Source organism: Stenotrophomonas sp. AC248 (assembly GCF_979258185.1).
In genome coordinates this window covers 2181291-2201069 of the sequence record NZ_OZ409840.1, presented here as the reverse complement: position 1 = coordinate 2201069, position 19779 = coordinate 2181291, and the positions used below count along the sequence as shown (strand labels likewise).

Here is a 19779-nt window from a genome sequence, read left to right as displayed (position 1 = left end):
TCAGCGCAGCAGGTACTGGTTGATCAGGTTCTCGTAACGCTCCTGCTTGCCGCTGATCTGCGTGGGTTCACCACCCTTGGCACCAAGTGCGGCCAGGTCGGCAAGGCTGAGCGCGCCGCGCGCGAACTGCTCGCCGGACCCGCTGTCGAAGCTGGCATACCGCGCCTTGCGCCACTGCTCCAGGGGCGAGTCGTTCAGCAGCGCATGAGCCACTTCCAACCCGCGGGCGAACGCATCCATGCCACCGATGTGGGCAATGAACAGGTCCTCCAGATCGGTGGATTCGCGACGCACCTTGGCATCAAAGTTCAAGCCGCCTTCCAGCCCACCCTGGCGCAGCACCACCAGCATCGCGCCCACGGTGTCGTACAGGTCGGTCGGGAACTGGTCGGTATCCCAGCCGTTCTGGGCATTGCCGCGGTTGGCGTCGATACTGCCCAGCAGGCCATGATCCGAAGCGACCTGCAGGTCGTGCTCGAAGGTGTGCCCGGACAGCGTGGCGTGGTTCGCCTCGATGTTGAGCTTGAAGTCCTTGTCCAGCCCATGCTCCTTCAGGAAGCCGACCACGGTGGCGCTGTCGAAGTCGTACTGGTGCTTCATCGGCTCCATCGGCTTGGGCTCGATCAGGAAATTGCCCTTCAGCCCGATGCTGCGGCCATAGTCGCGCGCCATGGTGAGGAACCGCGCGAAGTGGTCGACCTCACGCTTCATCAGCGTGTTCGCCAGGGAGCCGTAGCCTTCGCGGCCGCCCCAGAACACGTAGTGCTCGCCACCCAGTTCAACCGTGGCGTCCAGCGCCGCCTTCACCTGTACGGCGGCACGCGCGACCACCGCGAAATCCGGATTGGTGGATGCACCGTTCATGTAGCGGGGGTGCGAGAACAGGTTGGCCGTGCCCCACAGCAGCTTCATGCCGGTCGCGTCCTGGCGCTCTTTGGCCAGTCCCACCATGTGCTTCAGGTTCTTTTCGTACGCGCCGACATCCTCGGCATCCGGCGCCAGGTCGATATCGTGGAAGCACCAGTACGGCACACCGAGCTTGGTGAAGAATTCGAACGCCGCGTCCACCTTTGCCTCGGCGGTGCCCATCGGCGTGCCGGTCTCCCACGGGAAGTGGCGCGTGCCCGGGCCAAACGGATCATGGCCGGCGTTGCAGAACGTGTGCCAGTAGCAGGCCGCAAAACGCAGGTGGTCCTGCATGGTTTTGCCCCCGATGACCTTGTTCGCGTCATAGACCTTGAAGGCAAGGGGATTGTCCGAGCCCCGGCCTTCGAAGGGGATGCGGCCGATGCCGGGGAAGTATTCCTTGCCGCCGATGAAGGGCTGATTGCTCATGGTGCGTCTTCCTGTCGTTGTGCGAGGTGTCGCGAAAAAGGGGGTATCAGCCGCGATACAACGGCGTGATGGCATCGAGATGGCGCAGAAAACGGGCATACGCCGCGGCGTAGGCGGCCGTACGCGCCGGATCGGGCTGTGCGGACTGCAGCGGGTCGACCGCCACGTGCTGGTCGGCGATATCGGCGATGGACGCAGCGTCACCACGCGCCTGGCCCAAGGCCCACAGCGCCTGCAATGCCGCACCGAACGCCGCGCCTTCGGGCTGGGTCGGTACGTCCACCGGAAGGCCGAATACATCGGCCACCATCTGCCGCCACTGCGCACTGTTGCTGCCGCCACCGGTCAGCACGATGCGGTCGAACCGCATGCCCGCGCGGATAAAGGCGTCGTAGCCATATTTCAGGGTGTACGTTGCCCCTTCCATGGCCGCGCGGTAGAAGTGCGCCGGGGTCATGTTGGTCGTGTCCAGACCCGCCAATACCCCTTTGCCAAGCGGCAGGTCCGGCGTGCGCTCGCCATTGAGGAACGGCAGCATCACCAGGCCATCGGCCCCGGGCGATGTGGCGCGCAGGTGTCCGTCGCCGTACCGGGTGCTGAAGCTGAAGGCGTCGGCAACCTGTTCGGTCACCACGGTGCAGTTCATCGTGCAGATCAGCGGCAGCCAGCCGCCGGTGGACGAACAGAACGCGGCCCACGCCCCGTCCGGGTCGACCACCGGGGTGTCGGAGTAGGCGAACAGGGTGCCCGAGGTGCCCAGGCTCACCGTCAGGCGGCCCGGTGCGACGCAGCCGGTCCCGATGGCGGCCATCATGTTGTCGCCACCGCCAACGGCCACCTTCACTGTCGCGGGCAGGCCCAGCGCCGCCGCGGTGGACGGATCGATGTCGAACACTTCCTCGGGCGCGGCGATGCGCGGCAGGCACGCGGCCAGGTCGCGGTCCGGATCGGTTGCGCGGAGCAGCTCGGCCGACCAGGTACGGGTCCGCACGTCCAGCCAGCCCGTGCCCGAGGCATCGCCGTACTCGCAGAAGCGCTGGCCGGTCAACACGAAGTTGAGATAGTCGTGCGGCAGCAGGATGGTGGCAAGACGCGCGTAGGCCTCGGGTCGGTGGGCCTTCGTCCACGGCAGTTTGGACGCGGTGTAACCGGTCAGGACAGGGTTGCCCGCCAGTGCGATGGTGCGCGCTGTTCCGCCCACCGTGTCCATGATCTGCACGCACTCCGCCGAGGTGCTGGTGTCGCACCACAGCTTGGCCGGTGCCAGCACCTCCCCTGCCGCGTCGACGGGAACGAACCCGTGCTGTTGGCCCGACACCGCCAGTGCGGCGATGCGGGACCGTATCTTGGGATCAACCGCACGGAAGCAGGCATGCAGTGCGGCGATCCAGTCGGCCGGGCGCTGTTCGCGGCTGCCATCGGCGTCCGACGCCAAGTCCAGGGGGGCGCTGGTGTTGGCAATGAGACGGCGCCCGGCAGGGTCGTAGACCACGACCTTCAGACTTTGCGTACCCGCGTCGATTCCAGCCACCAGATCCATCGTCTTCCGCCTCACCTGTAGTTGAAGGTAGCGCTACCATTTTCATGCCGCAGCGTGCGGCTCTGTTACGCCACGGCGGAGCGCCGTGGCCAGCACGTCTGCCGCTGCCTTGCAGTAGCGTTCAATGAAGGCGGCCTGCGACGGCATCGTCGCGACCGCCTGCTGCACCGGCTGCCGGATTCGCGCCAACAGCGTCCGCAGGTCTGCGTCGTTGATGGCCGCCGCCAGCGGGTGCGGCGGACCGGGCTGGATCCCCTGCCCCATCAACACGCTGGTCCAGGAATCCACGCGGAACAACTCACCGGGGTCCTGCCAGGCATGGGCACGTTCGCGCCACGCGCGCAGCCGGACCGCGAGCGACTCCGGCAGGGCCATCTCGCGGCAGGCCTTCCACATGGGTTCGTCGCGCTGGGTAGCGTGGTAATGCAGGATGATGAAGTCGCGCACATGCTCCATTTCCTGGCGGCTGACATCGTTGTACAGCGCCACCAGCGCCGGGCTGATGCCGTCGATCGGGAACAGCTGGATCAGGCGGACCACGGCACTGATGGTCAGGTGGATGCTGGTCGATTCCAGCGGCTCGATGAAGCCACTGGCAAGCCCGAGCGCCACCACATTCTTGTTCCACGCCTTCAGCCGGCGCCCGCTGCGGAACGGCACCAACCAGGGATCGCGCAGAGGCGGACCGTCAACATCACGCAGCAGCTTGGCCTGCGCCTCGTCATCGGACATGTGCCGGCTGGAGAACACCAGCCCGCATCCAACCCGGTGCTGAAGCGCGATATGCCAGCGCCAGCCGGCCTCGTGTGCAATGGCACGGGTGTACGGAACGGGCGGCGCGACCGCCTCGGTCTGCACCGCAACGGCGCGATCACTGGGCAACCATTCGTTCCAGCCCTCATAGCCGGTATGCAGGGTCTGCTCGGTCAACAGCCCGCGGAACCCGGTGCAGTCGATGAACAGGTCGCCCTCGATGACCTGCCCGTCTTCCAGCACCAGTGCCGCCACGGAGCCGTCGTGGGCATGCTGCCGGACCTCCCGGATCTTTCCTTCCACCCGTCGCAGGCCATGCCCTTCGGCCTTGCGTCGCAGGAACCTGGCATACAGCCCGGCGTCGAAGTGATACGCGTAGTTGAGCGCGGGTTGGGTCTCCAGCGAGAACTGGTCGCCGCGTGAGGCGACGCTCTCCAGGCAGAAGTCGCCCAGGTCCGACGGCATGCCGCGGCGCAGGCTGTCCAGCCAGAAATGGTGGAACGGCGTGGCCCAGGTGCCCTGCCCGATGGTGCCGAAGGGATGGATGAACCGATCCCCGGGGCGACGCCAGTTCTCGAACGAGATCGAAAGCTTGAACGTGCCGGCGACGGCGCGCAGGAACTCCTGCTCGTCGATCTGCAGAAAGCGGTGGAAGGTACGGATGGGCGGCACCGTCGACTCGCCGACACCCACGGTGCCGATCTGCTCGGACTCCACCAGGATGATGTCCAGCTGGTCGCGGAACTGGTGGGACAGCGCACAGCCGGCCAGCCACCCTGCCGTACCGCCGCCGGCGATGACCACCTTGCGGATGCGCCCGTGTGTTGTGTCCGCCACGTTCAATGCAATGCTCCCATCAGCGGTTGAGTCGAGCCAGCAGTTGGGCGCGCGTGCGCCGTGCCTGTGTCTCGTCGAACGGCGCCAGTTCACCCCGGGCTACGTCCGGCAGGTGCTGCCCTGCGCGTTCGCCGGGACCGAAAACGTAGTACGCGAAGATCTCAGACCATGCCTGTTTCTGGCGTGGCGGCAGATCGCGCAGCGCCCACATTGCATGCTGGAGCGCCGGCAACGGCGAGGAAAGAAAGTGCGGCGAACTGCGCCACCAGTAGTTCACCAGCACGTTGAACGGCATCAGGCTGCGCACGTGGTGCCACCACATGCTCGGAATGAAGATCGCATCGCCGGGCTCCAGCACAGCCGTCTGCGCGCTTGCGAGCGCGTCACGGAACCGGGGATGGCGCGCGAAGTCCGGGCGATCCATATCCACCACGCTGACCACCTGGCCACCCGGCGTGGGCTCCAGCGGCCCCGGGTACAGATTGTCGATCTGCTCCGGCGGAAACAGGGTGAACCGGCGTCGGCCCACTACGCAGCACGCCAGGTTCTCGGGGGTGTCGAAATGGCAGGAAGCAGTCACGCGGTTGCCGATCCAGATGCTGGCCGAGGCCTCGATGCCCTGCCCCGCCAAACCGGCGTCGTTGGACTGCGCAAACCCGGGAAGCGCCCGATCAATCAGCAGCGACGCCACGTAATAGGTGGGTGGCTTCGGGTCGTCGAAGGTGTCGGCAATCTCGTCGAGCACCTGCGGCAGCAATCCACGCCGGACCTCCACGTTCAACCGGGTGAAATCGGCGTTGTAGAACGGACGTCCTTCAATCTCGGGGCCGCCGAAGGAATACGGCACGGGCACGCCGGCATCAAAGCTGCGCAGATAAGCCATCGCCTCCTGCGTGGAGCGCAGCCCGGCCTGCACCACTCCCCAGTTGCGCGCGATGCCCCGCAGTACCACCGGCACCCCCGCGGCCACCAACGCCTCCATCGGCAGTGCGGCCGGGTCCAGGCCTTCCAGGGTCTGCATGGCGGCGCCGTCCAGCACGGGTCAGTGTCCCCCGGCCGCAACGGCGGCATCGTGCATGCGCAGGCGTCGCTGCTTCTCAGCGATCAGGCGGCGCATGTTGTGCAGGGACGCCAGCATCAGATACGCGCCCTCCAGATACCCGGCGCGATTGAGTTCAGCCAGCGCAGGACCGTCCAGCAGGGCCAGGCGGTCACGGTCGATCGCGTGCAGGCCATTGACGCCGATCCGATGCTGCGGATCGATCTGCACGTCCAGGGTAAGGGGCTGAATCAGGCCTTTCGCATCGAACATCGCATACATGTCCGCCCCGAACGCGTGGCCATCGTGTATCCCACGCAGCACGCCTGCGATGTGGTCCAGGTAGGGGGTGTTGCCGCCCTGCGGCAGGAATACCGGTTCGCCCTGCTGGGCGTTCACGCGCGGATGATCCAGGTCCACGTGCAGCACCGCGTCCTGGGTGAACGCACCGTCGACCTGGTGCTCCTGGAATCCGATGAGGAACGGCCCCTTGGCCGCCGCCCCGGGCAGATAGGATGCATTCCAGCGACCGTCCTGCAGATACAGATTCTCGTGCTGCTCGAACCCCAGCAGAACCACCGACTGCCACTGGCCTGTTGCGGCGTCCTTGCGAAGGAAGATGGAGTACTCGCGCTGCAGCTCGGCAAACTCACTCGGGTAGGCCGGAACCATGCCCACCGCGTCGCCAAATTCGGGCCCGAAGCCGGTCGCCACCCGCAGGTCGCGATGGGCGATGTTGTTGAGCATTTCGTAACGCGGCATGGTGCTGTCCAATCCCCTCAGGAGCCGTGAACAGGTGCCGCTGCGCGTGCAGCGGCACCCACCGTTCAGAACCTGTAACGAACGCCGAGCATGTAACGCGGACTTTGATCTGCGAGCTTCACGATCATCTCCGAGGTGCGTGAACGCCAGCGGACGTCTTCACCGGTCAGATTGATCGCTTCCAGGCCGAACGACCAGTGATCATCCAGGGTGTAGTTCACGCTGAGATCCCACTGTTCGTAAGCTTCCACGTAGTACGGATTCCGGCTGGCCCCCTGGTTGGCCAGAATCAGGTACTGGTCGCGCCAGTTCCATGCCAAGCGAACCGACCAACCGTACTTTTCGTACATTAGCATCGCATTGGCCGTGTCGCTCAGGCCCGTGAGCGAGAACTGGTCGATGCCCGGGTCGCCCGCATTGTTGTAGCCGACATCGCCGTCGACGATGGTGTAGTTGGCCAGGACGCCAAAGCCGGTGTCGCCGAAGAAGTACTGCCCGCCCAGCTCCCAGCCGTGCAGCTTGGCCTTGTTCTGGTTGATGGGGCGGTTGACGTTGAACTGGTACAACGGGTCAGCGCCCGTGCCATACAGATCGTAGGCCGCTTCGGTGGCCAGCACCTGCGCGTCGGTACCGGTGTAGGCGCCCAAGCCGGCCGGGTTGTTGCGCAGCAGGGCCAGCGCGGTGAACAGGGCGGTGTCATTGGCCGAGCATGCCGCCGCATTGGCTGCGCCCACCTGGGTGATGCAGGCGCCGCTGTTGAGGAATGCCAGGGCGGCCTGCGCATCCGGACCGGCGGTGGGATCCCGCAGGCCGTACAGGTTCTCCTGCACGATGGTGTTGCCGATGAAATTGTCGACCGACTTGTTCCAGTACGTCACCGACACGTAACTGGCGTCCGCGAAGTACCACTCCAGTGCCAGGTCGAGGTTGTCCGACTCCAGCGGCTTCAGCTGCGGGTTCTGGGCGGTGCCGCTGGCCCGCGAGGACGGATCGATCAGCACCGAGCCAAACGGTTGCTGTGCGGTCGGGCCCGCGTAGAGGTTGCCAATCGGCGCACGCGCAATGCTCTTGCCAAACGAGACGCGCCCCTTCAGGTCGTCCATGAGGTCGATGCTGAAGTCGAGGTTGGGCAGAATGTAGCTGTAGGTGTTTTTCTCGGTGAAGGGCTGCTGTTCGTCGGACAGGATCACGCGGAAGTCATTGTTGGACTGCCATTCGATGGCTTCCGGGATGGCGATGACCGAGGTGGACACCACATCGGTGGTTTCATAGCGCACGCCCAGACGGGTATTGGTGCGTCGGCCGCCCAGTTCGCCGTCCAGCTCGACCTGGAAATAGGCCGATTTGGTCTTCTCCTCCACCAGGTTGTCGGCGGCGCGCTGCGGGCTAACGCCCAGATTGGCGCCATAGTTGTCCGCCGCCCACTGCGCCAGGCGGCCAGCATCGCCGCGCCAGGCCGTGAAGCTGTTGGCGTTGTAATCGTTGAACAACCCGACGATGTTGACCGGCTGCAGCAGGTCCATCAGCCCGTTGGCAACATCCCCGTCAACGTTGGCCACGCCCCAGTCGCCCAGGGTGTTGTAATTCTCCGCGGCCTGGATGCGGTGGGTGGTCTGCTTGCTCGAGTCCACGCCAAACTGGAAGCGCCCCTTGTCGAAGCTCCATTCACCGTCGACGCGACCCTGTTTGATCTCGCTGATCTGGCTCTGCGAATTGATCCGCAGCACCTGCGAACCAATCTCGCCCGGCACGAAGCCCGGGTTGACCACGCCGTTGGTCTTGGCGATGGCGTCTGCCGTGCTCGGGTACCAGACCTGGGTGCCCACCGGCAGGCCGTTGTTGAAGTTCATTTCCTGCACCCATGACCCACCGCAATGCGGCCCGGTGGTGCAGTTGTTGGTGCCGGCGATGCTGCTGAAGATGGAGCCGCCCCCGGTGAGCGGATCGTTCGGCCGGCTTTCGTTCTTCGAATTGTGCGCGTCGAAGGTCAGCTTGAACCGGTCGGTGACGTTCCACAGTGCATTGAAGCCGAGCGATCCCAGCTTGTACTTCTGCATGCTGCGCTGCTGTTCAAGCCCGAAATCCTTGGTTCCCGCGATTTCGCGGATATAGATCGGCGTAGCGACCGCACCGCTGGTGTCGAAGGTTACATCGGTGTAGTTGCTGTTCTGCAGCCACATGCCCTGCTCGCCACGATTCTCGGTGATCTCGTTGGTCGAATAGGTGTAGTCCAGGGTCAGGGTCACCGCGTCGGTCGGCGCGAACTGCAGCACCGCCTGGCCATTGATGCGCTCACGCTCGAACTCGGAGAACGCATAGCGAAGGTCGTTCGGGCGACCGTACAGCGCGCCCACCGCCGGTGCATTGACCACGGTCGGGTTGCCCGGCATCGTGCCGGTCCACGGCTGGATGTTCCAGTAGTTGTTGGTGGCCTGCACCGAACCACCCTTGCGCTTCTGGTAGCTGGCACTCAGTCCGACGCCGAAGGTCTTGTCCGGATTGCTGTAGCTGAAAATGCCGGACAGCTCCGGTGTCAGGTCGTCGGCGAACGGTTGGCTCTCGTCGTAGACGGCTTTGGCGCCGACACTGGCGACGGTGCCCTCATGGTCGAACGGCCGCGCGGTCAGGATGTTGATGGTGGCGCCAATACCCCCGCTGGGCACGTTGGCCTGGCTGGTCTTGTAGACCTCGATGCCATTGATGGCTTCAGCGGCCAGCTGGGCGAAGTTGAAGGCGCGGGTACCGCCGTCCACGCCGCCGATGGCCACCTGGCCCGACGCGCCGAACGCATCGGCGCCCGGCATCTGGCGGCCGTTGAGGGTCACCATGTTGAACTGGGGACCAAAGCCACGCGCTGTTACCTGCGCGCCCTCACCATCACGGCGTTCGATGGAGATGCCGGTGATGCGCTGCAGGGACTCGGCCAGGTTGGTGTCGGGGAACTTGCCGATGTCCTCGGCACTGATCGCATCCACCACACCGGCCGAGTCACGCTTGATATCCATCGCCTGGCTGAGGCTGTTGCGGATACCGGTGACCTGCACGGTATCCAGCTGTGTCGGGCTGGGCTGGGCCTGCGGCTGGGTAACCGGCGCAGGCGTCGATGCGTCCTGTGCGAATGCGGGATTGATGACCAGGACGCCACCTACGAAGGTGAACATGGCCCTGGATGTGAACTTCGCCAGCGTACGGCTCATGAACGAGCCCTCCGGCCTGCGGTACGACGGATCGAAAACGCGCTCATGACTCTCCCCTCTGACATACGATCGAATGGATGTACCGCCCCTCCAGGGGGCACGTACGGGCGATGCCCGTCTTCCACACCGAACATCGCAGCGCGCTGTGCGCTCGCTGCGACTCAACTCGCTTTCAGACTTGCCAGAACAGCCGCGTGGTAAAGGGGGGGTACCCGCTGGCCTTACCCCGGCACAGTGGTAGCGCTACCATCACGTCACGGGCGCAGACTAATCACCCGGGATAACGCTTGTCATCATGCAGCGCAGCAAAGGAGCCGAGCCCTTGAAGAACAGCCCCAAAGCGGCCCGTCGGAAAGCGAGCGGCATCACCATCGACGACGTTGCGGCGCATGCTGGGGTGTCGGCCATGACCGTGTCGCGCGTCATCCACGGCCATGCCAGCGTGCGCGACGCCAACCGGGAACGGGTCATGCGCAGCGTGCGCGAACTGGACTACCGGCCCAACCTTGCGGCAAGCGCGCTGGCGGCGGCACAGCACACCTGCATCGCGCTGATCTACACCAATCCCAGTTCCAGCTACCTGCGCGAGTTGCTGGTGGGTGCGCTGCGCGGGTCCACCCGGGCGGCGGCGCAGCTGGTCATCGCCACTTGGGATGAACTGGATACCGAGGCACGCTGCGAAGCAGCACGGCAGCTGTCCAGCAGCGTGGCGGGCGTGATTCTTCCACCGCCCCTGTGCGAATCCAAAGCGATCGTCGACCAGTTCGTCGGCGCCGGCATCCCGGTGGTCTCCATTGCGTCCAGCCATCTCAACGACAGGATTTCCTGCGTGCGCATCGATGATCGCCAGGCAAGCCACGACATGGTGTCGCATCTGATCGCCCACGGCCATACCCGCATCGGGTACATCAAGGGCGACCCGAATCAGACCGCGAGTGCGCACCGCTGGCAGGGCTACCGGGATGCACTGGCTGACGCCGGCATCGGCTATGACCCCGCGCTGGTCCAACCCGGCTACTTCACCTACCGCTCCGGACTGGACGCGGCCGAACGGCTGCTGACCCTGCAGCCGCCTCCCAGCGCGATCTTCGCCAGCAACGATGACATGGCATCGGCGGTTGTTTCCGTGGCGCATCGGCGCGACCTGGAGGTGCCGGGTGATCTGTCGGTGGTGGGCTTCGATGACACCTCCGCCTCGACAATGGTGTGGCCGGAACTGACCACCGTCCATCAGCCGGTGGCAGAGATGGCAGACAGTGCGGTCGACATCCTGTTGCGGGAGATTCGCCGCACGCCGTCCTCGGGACGCGTTACGGTCAACCATGTGCTTGCGCACCAGCTGATCATGCGCGATTCGGTATCGAGGCCTGGGCTGGCCCCAAGACGGCTGCCATCGCCAGAAGCGGCAAGCCGCTTCAGGGACATCGATGAGCAAGGTGGCTGACGCCGCTTGAACCTACAGCCCGAATCCCTGCGGTTCTGTGCAAGGACCGCTAGCGGCGCAGGGCGTCGATGATCACGCCTGTCGCGATCTCTACCAGCAGGTAGTCCGTATCCGACTGCCGAACCCACCGCTGCCCGCGACCGGGATCCCGCAGTCGGTACTGCGCGTAGTCGTCCACCCAGTAGCGGCGATCAACCTCCGCCCAAGGCAAGCGGTCACCACGATGCCAAGCCTTCTTCTGCCAACCCGGCGGTGGTGCGTCACGATTGTGGGGGCCGCCTGCATGGGGCGGCGGGCCGTTGCCCCGTGCATGATGCGGAGGATCGGCCCAGACCGGGGCCGCAACCATCGCCACTACCACGCCCAAGGCGATGCCAACCAAACGACCGGCTTTCATGGAGAGCCTCCTGGTCCAGCCGCAGTGCGCGGCGTCATGTCCGGAATATAGAGCAGGGCCTGTGAACGAATCGATGCGCCCGGCCGGTGCCAGTTGGGCGCTCCGCCACCCATCACTTCGGGGGCGCTGACGGCGACGGGGAATCCGGCTTCGCTGGCGAGGCCGTGTCGGCCGTTGCGTAGGCGCGCGCCTTCACTCGGAAGGGGGCAATGCATCCGGCGAGGGGGATGCAGATGGAGACAGCGAATGCGACAAACGCCAGTTTTTTCATCGAGGGGGCCATGCGTGGGGGCTACTTTTCTGTGAGCGCTGGAGTCCGGCGCTGTTCATTGTAGATCGATAACCCACTGCCGGAAGTGGCGCGCGTCTGCGGAGGTGCGCGGCGGCCGTCCCTCTGGTCTGTCGGCCTTCTGACCACGGCACCTTCACCGCGTCGCCCTATGCTGGAACCCCTTCGCGTCCACAAGGTAAAGCGCCATGACCAAACTGCACACGCTGATGATTGCCGGCTGCCTGATGGGTTTCAGCGCCGTGGCATCCGCTGAAACAGTCAACCTGACCAACAGCGCAGACGGCGCCAACCGCGATGCCGGCATCACGGCGGTAAAGAAGAAGCTGCAGGAGGCCTGCACCGAACGCAAGGGCTCGCCCGACGCCGATTCGTTCGAAGTGGTCTTCGAAAAGACCAGCGACAACCCGAATGTGCCCAAGCCCTATTACGTGGACGGCAAAATGAAGTGCGAGCTACCGGGCTGAGGTCAGCCGGCCAGGGCTCGGCCCGGTGCTTCAGGCCGAACCAGCAGCGTTCTCGCGCGCGGCGATTCTCTTGATCAGCGTGTCGATCGCCGCCTCCATGGCGTGCGCCGTATCGTCGCCGCTCTGGTTGGTGATCACGAATATGCCGAGGTCGTACTTGGGCACGATGTAGATGTAGCACTGCGACCGTGGCACGCCCCCATGGTGCGCGTAGTAGACACCCTTCACGGCGTCACCGCTGACGATGTTCCAGAAGTAGCCGACGCTGAACTCGGGATCGAATCTGACCAGGGCGCGATGCGATTCCGCCACGACCGGCCCAGCGGCCAGCTGGAACTTGAGGTACTTCACCATCTCGGGAACGGTCGCCTTCACGTTTCCGGAAGCGCCCCAGGGCAACTGCGGCATCGGCGTCGTCGGTATCGGGTTGTCACTGTGGTACCCAATCGCAAGACGGGGTGCCTCGGCATCGCTCAGCCGGAGCCTGACGCCGGTCATGCCTGCAGAGTCCCCCAGGAAGTCGCGCAACAGCGTTTCGTAGTCGCGCTTGTAGACCACTTCCAGGATGTGCGCCACCAGCTCCGTTCCCGCACTTGAATAGGCGTATTCCTTTCCGGGCATGCCGCCGATCTCGACCGTGTGCAGATCCCTGAAGAAATCCGCCTGGCCGTAGCGCGCGTACACGGCATTGAGTTGGCCGGGCGTACGGTGATCGGTGAAGTCGGACAGTACCGTATTCGCACGCGCCGGCAACATATTCGGCAGACCACTGGTATGTGAGAGCAGGTTGCGAACGCGCAGGGGCTCGCCCTTGTACTGCAGGTTCGGGTAGTCCCCTTGGAGGTACTTCCGGATGTCGTCGTCCAGACCCACCTTGTGCTCCAGGACGGCGTTGGCCATCAGGGTGCCGGCCAGGGTCTTGCTCAACGAGCCGATTTCGTAGAGGGTCGCGTCGGTCGGAGGGCCTGGCTTCCCCGCTTCCATGTCGCCGCGGTGCCGGATGAACGCCTGGCCCCGGTACACCACGCCGATCGAGGTCGAGTGCAGCAAGGGTTGCTCGATGAGGGTTGCGGCGACCTCATCGATGTCCGTGGCCAGATCCGTCGCCGGGGCTTTTTCGCCGGCGCATCCGGCGGCCAGAAGCGCAGCGACCACTACGAGGCAACTCAACCAGTGCCTGTGTCGAACAACCATCGAAGTAGCTCGCATGCGTCGGCGCTTGGTGGGGAGGCGGAAAGGGCCCCTACGATAGCGGATACACGGCGCGCACGCCTGTCGCGGGAGGTTGGGCGGCTATCGGCCATTCCGCGGGCGGTAGCGGACCAACGGTCCGCTCTACGATGGATCGTCCAGCCCTGGCCGCAGCGGACCAACGGTCCGCTCTACCATGGTTCGTCCTGCCCCCGGTGGGAGCGGACCAACGGTCCGCTCTACCGTGTCCCCGGCCTTTCATTCCATCGGCTCAGCGCAGCTGATCCTTCAGGAACACCCACGTAATCAACGTGGCATCGGGCCCGTCGGGATCGGTGAACGGCAATCCCGTCTGGCTGCCACTCCACGCATGCCCCATCCCCTGCACCACGTAATGCTGGGCCAGCGTCCTGCCGCCGTAGCTATAGGTGTCAACCCGATATGCGCGCCCACCCGGCACCTGCCCGTTGTAGGTACTGGTCGGCACGTACTTCACCGAGTCGTTGTCCAGGCCATCGTCGGCCAGGTCATTGGTCTGCAGGAACTGGCGCACGGCCTGCTGGCCGTTCACCGGGTTCACCGTGCTGTCGGCGGTGCCATGGAACACCAGCACCGGGATCGGTCGCGGCGTCGGCGAGCCCGAGCACTGCCAGGCCAGCCGGCCGTTGCTGTCCGGCGAATAGATGCTGCCCGCCAAGAGCGCGTAGGCGCTGCCGGGCACGGTGGTGGCCCCCTTGTACATGCCGCCGGAATGGATCGCACCGGCGGCGAATACATCCGAATAGCAGGCCAGCATGATCGAGGTCATCGCACCACCGGCCGAAATGCCGGTGACGTAGACCCGGCGCGGATCGACGCTGTAGCTGCCCTTCACCTGGTCCACGATCCCGGCCAGGATCGACGCCTCGCCGCTGCCGCGCGCCTGGTTGATCGGCAGCTGCCAGTTCCAGCAGCGTGCGGGGTTGGCGGTGACGTTCTGCCGGGGGTAGACCACCAGGAAGCCTTCCGTATCGGCCACATCGTTGAAGCCGGAGGCCTCGCCCATCAGGTTCGGCCCGGTCACGCAGCCGTGCAGCACCAGCAGCACAGGCAGCGGCTGCGTGGCGTCGTAACCCGCGGGCACCCACACCTGGTACTCGCGGGCGCCGAAGATATTGCCGAACAGGCCCACATCCCAATGCCCGGCGGGCCCTGCCGCGAAGGCGCTTGCCGCCGTTGCCAGCCAGGTGCACAGCACCAGTACGGCCGCCTTGATCGAATTGATTCCAGAGTTCATTGCCAGATCCTCATGCGTGAGTCGTGGATGAAGTGGTTCCGGGAATCCTCGTGGACCAGCCTTCCAGAGGGTGCTTCGACGCCGCTGTCAAACCCAGCCGGTGGCGTAATAGATGCCGATCACCACGAACACCGCGAGGGTCTTGATGACGGTCACCGCGAAAATGTCCTTGTAGGCCTGGCGATGGGTCAGCCCGGTCACCATCAGCAGGGTGATGACCGCCCCGTTGTGCGGCAGGCTGTCCATGCCACCGGACGCCATCGAGGCGACCCGATGCAGTACCTCCATCGGGATGCCGGCCGCCTGCGCGTTGGCGATGAAGGTCTCCGACATCGCGGCCAGGGCGATGCTCATGCCACCGGATGCCGAGCCGGTGACGCCGGCCAGGCCGGTTACCGTGACCGCCTCATGCAGCAACGGATCCTTGATGGATCCCAGCGCGTTGGCCACCACCATGAAACCCGGCAATGCAGCGATCACTGCACCGAAGCCATATTCCGATGCGGTGTTCATGGCCGCCAGCACCGCACCGCTGATGGCCGCCCGGGTGCCTTCGGCAAACTGGGTGACCACCGGGCGCCAGGCCAGCGCCAGCACCGACAGGATGCCCACCAGCAGCGCCCCCACCACCGCCCAGATCGCCCCGATCTTCGCCACGTCCTGCACGACCGGCGCGGCGTTGCCCATGATCGAGGGCACGAAGCTGTGCTCGCCGCCGCCGTACCAGTGCGGCATGCCCAGGGTAAACAGCTTATTGGAGACGAACACCAGTACCAGCGGCAGCACGGCAATGCCCGCGTGCGCCAGATGCGTGCCGGTGAAGGGTGTCGGCTCATTCACCAGGGTGGCCGGGTCGCCGTAGCCCTCGCCGTTGCGCTGCGCGACGCGCCGGCGCCACTCCAGGTACGCCATCCCCACCGCAAGCACGAAGATGCTGCCCAGCGTGCCCAGCACGGGCGCCGCCCAGGTATCGGTACCGAAGAACGTGGTCGGAATGATGTTCTGGATCTGCGGCGTGCCGGGCAACGCATCCATGGTGAAGCTGAAACCACCCACCCCCAGCGTCGCCGGGATCAAGCGCTTGGGAATGTTGCTCTGGCGGAACATTTCGGCCGCGAACGGATAGACCGCAAACACCACCACGAACAGCGACACGCCACCATAGGTCAGCAGGCCCGACACCAGCACGATCGACAGCATCGCCCGCTGTGGGCCGAACAGCCGGATCGCGGCGCCTACGATGGAGCGGGAAAAGCCGGACAGTTCGATCAGCTTGCCGAACACGGCGCCCAGCAGGAACACCGGGAAGTAGAGCTTCAGGAAGCCCACCATCTTGTCCATGAACAAGCCGGTGAACATCGGGGCCACCAGCGAGGGGTCGGTCAACAGCACGGCGCCAAGGGCGGCGATGGGCGCGAACAGGATCACGCTGTAACCGCGGTAGGCCACCAGGATCAGGAACCCCAGCGCTGCAAGTACGATCAGTAACGACATACGGCGCTTCCAGGTGAGGACGCGCCCAGTATCCGGATCTGGCGGTCGCTGCCGACTGGACCTAGGTCCACTCGCCGGTGCACCGCGGCGCCGCTAGCCTAGGCTCCATGGGTGGCAATGGGCCATCCGCAACGTAGATGCCTTGGGGGAGGACCGCATGAAACGGAATTGCTTGAGCCTGATGATCGGCGCGCTGTTGGCCTCCGGGCCGGTACTGGCACAGGAGGCGCCACGCGCCGCACCGGCGGCAGGCAAGACCGCTTCGGCCACCAACCTGGACAGCATCACGGTAACCGCGCGCAAGCGTGAGGAAACCCTGCAGGAGGTGCCGGTGGCCGTCACCGCCTTTACCTCCGAGGCGCTGGACAAGATGAATGTCCAGGACATCAGCGACCTGGATGGCCAGGTGCCCAACCTGACCATCTACGCCGCGCGCGGTGCCAGCAGTACGGTCACCGCCTACATCCGCGGCATTGGCCAGTCCGATCCCACCTGGGGCGCGGACCCGGGCGTGGGCATCTACCTCGACGACGTGTACATCGCGCGCCCACAGGGTGCGCTGCTGGACGTGTTCGACGTATCGCGCATCGAGGTGCTGCGCGGTCCGCAGGGCACGCTGTACGGCAAGAACACCATCGGCGGGGCGATCAAGTACATCTCGCGCGGCCTGCCCACCCAGAACGAAGGCTTCGCCCAGATCACCGTGGGCAACTACGGCCAGCTGGACGCCAAGGCCGCCATCGGTGGTCCGGTGGGCGGCGCCGACAGCGGCCTGCGGGCGCGCGTGGCGGTGGCCAGCATGAACCGCGACGGCTTCGGCGAGAACACGTTCAATGGCCAGCCGGTCAGTGACAAGCAGATCAACGCCGCCCGCCTCAACGTGGGTGCTTACGCGGGCGACGATTTCGATGTGCAGTTCGCCCTGGACTGGATCGACGACCAATCCGGCATGCGCGGGTCGAAGATGCTGGCACCCAACCCGTTCACCCCGGCCTACCCGCCGATGGATGACCGCTACGACATCCGGTCGGGCATGCGCAACCTCAACAGCGTCGAGACCAAGGGCGCGTCGGCAACGGTGAACTGGCGGCCCAACGACGACCTCGCACTGAAGTACGTGGTGGCCAAGCGCGAGTCGGACAGCGATGCCAACATCGACTTCGACAGCACGCCGGTCAAGCTGGCCGATGTGGGCGGGGCCTACACCGACAACCAGGTCAGCAACGAGGTCCAGCTCAACTATGATGCCGGTGGCAAGGTGCGCGGCGTGGTGGGCTTGTACCAGTTCAGCGGTGAAGCCGGTGGCCAGATCCGCAACAACTTCTTCAACCTTCAGTTCGGCGATACCCGCGGCAAGGTGCTGACCGACAGCATCGCGCTGTATGCCGATTGGACCTTCGACCTGACCAGCAAGCTGAAGCTGGACGTCGGCGCCCGCTACACCGACGAGGACAAGCGCGCGATCGTGTTGAACCGCTTCTACGCCGATGCGACCTTCAGCAGGCCGATTGCGGTGGCGGCGGATTTCGACAAGAAGACCAACTTCACGAACGTCTCGCCGAAGGTGTCGCTGGACTACCAGATCACCCCGGACATCATGGTCTACGGATTGGCGACGCGCGGCTTCAAGTCGGGCGGCTACAACATCCGCGCCAACGCCGTGGCCGTGCCGCGCTCGGCCGAGCCGTTCGACGACGAGACCGTCGACAGCATTGAGATCGGCAGCAAGATGGCTTTCCTCGACCAGCGCGTATTCCTGAACCTGTCGGCCTTCCACAACAAGTACAAGGATATCCAGCTGTCGGTGTTCACCGGCATTGATACCAATGGCGACGGCACCAATGATGCCTTCTTCGGCGACTTCACCAATGCCGGCGCTGGCACCATCAACGGGCTGGAAATCGAGTACCAGTACCTGCCCAGCCAGCATTGGCTGATCTCCGGTAACCTGGCCTGGCTGGACGCCAAGTACGATGAATACATGGACCGTGGCGTCAACGTGGCCGACCAGATGAAGTTCACCAACGCACCGGATTTCTCCGGCGCGTTGAACGTGGAGTACCGCACCGATCTGGCCAGCGGCGGCAACCTCTCGGCACGGGTGAGCTACAGCTACCAGAGCGAAGTGTGGCCGACCACCGACCTGAGCCCGGTGATCCGCCAGGACGGCTACGGGCTGGTCAATGCCGGTGTGATCTGGAAGCTGGACGATGCCTGGACCTTCTCGCTGCAGGGCACCAACCTGGCCGACAAGGAATACCGCACCACCGGTTACAACATTCCGGCAGTCGGCACGCTGATAGGCTTCTATGGCCCGCCGCGCCAATATAGCCTCAGCGTTCGTTACGATTTCTAGGAAGCGTGTGCATGACGCCGTCTTACGATGATCTGTACTGGAACAGCAACGACGGGTTGCGCCTGCATGCGCGCGACCATGCACCGGCCGCGGGGCAACCGCCTCGCGGCACGGTGGTCTGCATTCCGGGGTTGACCCGCAATGCGGCCGACTTCGATGCCCTTGCACACACGCTGACCGCCGCCGGCTGGCGCGTACTTGCCGTTGACCTGCGCGGGCGGGCACGCTCGGCGCGGGCGCCGGACCCGGCCGGCTACAACCCGCGCGCGTATGCCGACGACATGGTGGCGCTGCTGCAGTCGCAGAACATCGACAAGGCGGTGTTCATCGGCACGTCGCTGGGCGTGCTGGTGACCATTACCCTCGCCTCCCGCGCGCCCGAGCGCATTGCCGCCGCGGTGCTCAACGATGCCGGCCCCAAGGTGCCGCGCGAAGCCCTGGCGCGGATCGGCAAATACGCCGGCAAGCCCGTACCCCCCATGGACCTGGCGCAGGCCACGGCCTATGTGGAATCCATCGGCAAGGCTTCGTTCCCGCGCTTCACTGCCGAGGACTGGCGCGTGATGGCCGCCAACACCTTCCGCCAGCGCGACGATGGGCTGCTGGAACTGGACTACGACCCGGCGGTGATCCGCACCACGCGGCCGTGGGTGCTGTGGCTGCTGCGCCCGGTGCTGTGGCGCGCGGTGCGTGGGCTGACGGCGCGCGTGCCCGTGCTGGTGGTGCGCGGGGCGTTGTCGGACATCCTGCCGGCCGATGTCGCACGCAGGATGGCCGCGACCTCCCCCACCGCCCGTCTGGTCGAGGTGCCGGAGGTGGGGCATGCGCCGACCTTGTCCGAGCCCGAAGCGCGTGAGGCGATCCTGGCCTTGCTGGAACGCGTGCGATGAGCGCCGCATCCTGGATTGATGAACTGCCGGCCACGCTGCAGCCGCTGGGGAAATGGGCCGCAACCGAGCGTTTGGGTGGCAGCACGCGCCTCACGCAATCACGGATCGACGCGTTCGCCGACGCCACCGGTGACCACAACTGGATTCACGTCGACCCGACCCGCGCACAGGCGGGGTTGCCCGGCGGGCAGACCATCGCCCATGGATTTCTCCTGCTCTCCCTCACCGTCGAAGACGATGTGGCGGCGCTGACCGGCTTCCCCGGCATCGCCCACGTACTCAACTACGGTTTGAACAAGGTCCGCTTTCTGGCGCCGGTGCCAAGCGGCTCCGAGGTCCGGGTGCGCTCGCGCCTGCTGGCACTGGAAGCACGCAACCCGGGGCAATGGCTGCTGACCCAGCACAAGGCCGTGGAGGTTGTCCCCGGTGGCGAAGTGGCGCTGGTGGCCGAGCAGCTGTCGCTGATCGTGCTCACCGCCTAGCACTGCCCTACCGCACCGTGCCGGCCTACT

General features: G+C 65.3%; 15 protein-coding genes. 5 read left to right on the top strand and 10 right to left on the bottom strand.

Annotated features, from left to right (window positions below; all coding sequences use genetic code 11):
* The 6 genes from xylA to ACZ0AE_RS09990 all read right to left on the bottom strand — a co-directional run bounded on the left by xylA (position 1) and on the right by ACZ0AE_RS09990 (position 9463).
* The gene (xylA, locus tag ACZ0AE_RS10015) at positions 1-1335 is read right to left on the bottom strand and encodes a xylose isomerase (RefSeq protein ID WP_038688292.1); all 1335 of its coding nucleotides are present in this window, start codon (positions 1333-1335) and stop codon (positions 1-3) included.
* Positions 1336-1381: 46 nt separating this feature from the next.
* Positions 1382-2875 carry a xylulokinase gene (gene xylB / locus ACZ0AE_RS10010; protein WP_463600975.1) on the bottom strand — a complete coding sequence of 498 codons (1494 nt, stop codon included), beginning with the start codon at positions 2873-2875 and terminating at the stop codon, positions 1382-1384.
* A 42-nt stretch (positions 2876-2917) separates the two neighbouring features.
* On the bottom strand, positions 2918-4471 hold the full coding sequence (locus ACZ0AE_RS10005; protein WP_463600974.1) for a tryptophan halogenase family protein: 1554 nt from the start codon (positions 4469-4471) through the stop codon (positions 2918-2920).
* Between the two features lie 13 nt (positions 4472-4484).
* Positions 4485-5486, bottom strand: coding sequence for a cupin-like domain-containing protein (locus ACZ0AE_RS10000; RefSeq protein WP_463600973.1), 1002 nt, complete (start codon positions 5484-5486; stop codon positions 4485-4487).
* Positions 5487-5507: 21 nt separating this feature from the next.
* Positions 5508-6266, bottom strand: a complete 759-nt coding sequence (locus ACZ0AE_RS09995; RefSeq protein WP_463600972.1) for a SapC family protein — start codon at positions 6264-6266, stop codon at positions 5508-5510.
* Between the two features lie 65 nt (positions 6267-6331).
* On the bottom strand, positions 6332-9463 hold the full coding sequence (locus tag ACZ0AE_RS09990; protein ID WP_038688298.1) for a TonB-dependent receptor: 3132 nt from the start codon (positions 9461-9463) through the stop codon (positions 6332-6334).
* 322 nt (positions 9464-9785) lie between these two features.
* On the opposite strand from ACZ0AE_RS09990, the gene ACZ0AE_RS09985 reads away from it, so the two are divergent.
* A complete protein-coding gene (locus tag ACZ0AE_RS09985; RefSeq protein ID WP_463600971.1) occupies positions 9786-10907 on the top strand; it encodes a LacI family DNA-binding transcriptional regulator in 1122 nt (373 codons plus the stop codon).
* Between the two features lie 49 nt (positions 10908-10956).
* Here ACZ0AE_RS09985 and ACZ0AE_RS09980 read toward each other — a convergent pair whose 3' ends face one another.
* Entirely contained in the window at positions 10957-11304 is a 348-nt protein-coding gene (locus ACZ0AE_RS09980) for an RcnB family protein (RefSeq protein ID WP_463600970.1), read from the bottom strand.
* 477 nt (positions 11305-11781) lie between these two features.
* Between ACZ0AE_RS09980 and ACZ0AE_RS09975 the strand changes: the two genes are divergently transcribed.
* On the top strand, positions 11782-12060 hold the full coding sequence (locus ACZ0AE_RS09975; RefSeq protein ID WP_038688301.1) for a hypothetical protein: 279 nt from the start codon (positions 11782-11784) through the stop codon (positions 12058-12060).
* A gap of 30 nt (positions 12061-12090) precedes the next feature.
* Here the strand turns inward: ACZ0AE_RS09975 and ACZ0AE_RS09970 are convergent, their stop codons facing one another.
* The 3 genes from ACZ0AE_RS09970 to ACZ0AE_RS09960 all read right to left on the bottom strand — a co-directional run bounded on the left by ACZ0AE_RS09970 (position 12091) and on the right by ACZ0AE_RS09960 (position 16021).
* Positions 12091-13215, bottom strand: a complete 1125-nt coding sequence (locus tag ACZ0AE_RS09970) for a serine hydrolase domain-containing protein (protein ID WP_463600969.1) — start codon at positions 13213-13215, stop codon at positions 12091-12093.
* A 307-nt stretch (positions 13216-13522) separates the two neighbouring features.
* On the bottom strand, positions 13523-14527 hold the full coding sequence (locus ACZ0AE_RS09965) for an extracellular catalytic domain type 1 short-chain-length polyhydroxyalkanoate depolymerase (RefSeq protein ID WP_463600968.1): 1005 nt from the start codon (positions 14525-14527) through the stop codon (positions 13523-13525).
* 87 nt (positions 14528-14614) lie between these two features.
* Positions 14615-16021 carry a GntP family permease gene (locus ACZ0AE_RS09960; RefSeq protein WP_463600967.1) on the bottom strand — a complete coding sequence of 469 codons (1407 nt, stop codon included), beginning with the start codon at positions 16019-16021 and terminating at the stop codon, positions 14615-14617.
* A 157-nt stretch (positions 16022-16178) separates the two neighbouring features.
* Between ACZ0AE_RS09960 and ACZ0AE_RS09955 the strand changes: the two genes are divergently transcribed.
* From ACZ0AE_RS09955 to ACZ0AE_RS09945, 3 genes are read left to right on the top strand one after another with little or no spacing between them, the layout of a single operon-like run.
* Complete coding sequence (locus ACZ0AE_RS09955; protein ID WP_244880218.1) at positions 16179-18377, top strand: TonB-dependent receptor; 2199 nt, start codon at positions 16179-16181, stop codon at positions 18375-18377.
* 11 nt (positions 18378-18388) lie between these two features.
* The gene (locus tag ACZ0AE_RS09950; RefSeq protein WP_463600966.1) at positions 18389-19267 is read left to right on the top strand and encodes an alpha/beta fold hydrolase; all 879 of its coding nucleotides are present in this window, start codon (positions 18389-18391) and stop codon (positions 19265-19267) included.
* Entirely contained in the window at positions 19264-19749 is a 486-nt protein-coding gene (locus tag ACZ0AE_RS09945) for a MaoC family dehydratase (RefSeq protein ID WP_463600965.1), read from the top strand. The genes ACZ0AE_RS09950 and ACZ0AE_RS09945 overlap by 4 nt, the downstream gene beginning before the upstream one ends.
* Positions 19750-19779 lie beyond the last annotated feature (30 nt).

What these genes read in the sequence shown, in the direction of transcription:
- xylA (WP_038688292.1), bottom strand. Translation starts at nt 1,335, where the DNA reads ATGAGCAATCAGCCCTTCATCGGCGGCAAGGAATACTTCCCCGGCATC.
- xylB (WP_463600975.1), bottom strand. Translation starts at nt 2,875, where the DNA reads ATGGATCTGGTGGCTGGAATCGACGCGGGTACGCAAAGTCTGAAGGTC.
- ACZ0AE_RS10000 (WP_463600973.1), bottom strand. Translation starts at nt 5,486, where the DNA reads ATGCAGACCCTGGAAGGCCTGGACCCGGCCGCACTGCCGATGGAGGCG.
- ACZ0AE_RS09995 (WP_463600972.1), bottom strand. Translation starts at nt 6,266, where the DNA reads ATGCCGCGTTACGAAATGCTCAACAACATCGCCCATCGCGACCTGCGG.
- ACZ0AE_RS09990 (WP_038688298.1), bottom strand. Translation starts at nt 9,463, where the DNA reads ATGAGCCGTACGCTGGCGAAGTTCACATCCAGGGCCATGTTCACCTTC.
- ACZ0AE_RS09980 (WP_463600970.1), bottom strand. Translation starts at nt 11,304, where the DNA reads ATGAAAGCCGGTCGTTTGGTTGGCATCGCCTTGGGCGTGGTAGTGGCG.
- ACZ0AE_RS09975 (WP_038688301.1), top strand. Translation starts at nt 11,782, where the DNA reads ATGACCAAACTGCACACGCTGATGATTGCCGGCTGCCTGATGGGTTTC.
- ACZ0AE_RS09965 (WP_463600968.1), bottom strand. Translation starts at nt 14,527, where the DNA reads ATGAACTCTGGAATCAATTCGATCAAGGCGGCCGTACTGGTGCTGTGC.
- ACZ0AE_RS09960 (WP_463600967.1), bottom strand. Translation starts at nt 16,021, where the DNA reads ATGTCGTTACTGATCGTACTTGCAGCGCTGGGGTTCCTGATCCTGGTG.
- ACZ0AE_RS09955 (WP_244880218.1), top strand. Translation starts at nt 16,179, where the DNA reads ATGAAACGGAATTGCTTGAGCCTGATGATCGGCGCGCTGTTGGCCTCC.
- ACZ0AE_RS09950 (WP_463600966.1), top strand. Translation starts at nt 18,389, where the DNA reads ATGACGCCGTCTTACGATGATCTGTACTGGAACAGCAACGACGGGTTG.
- ACZ0AE_RS09945 (WP_463600965.1), top strand. Translation starts at nt 19,264, where the DNA reads ATGAGCGCCGCATCCTGGATTGATGAACTGCCGGCCACGCTGCAGCCG.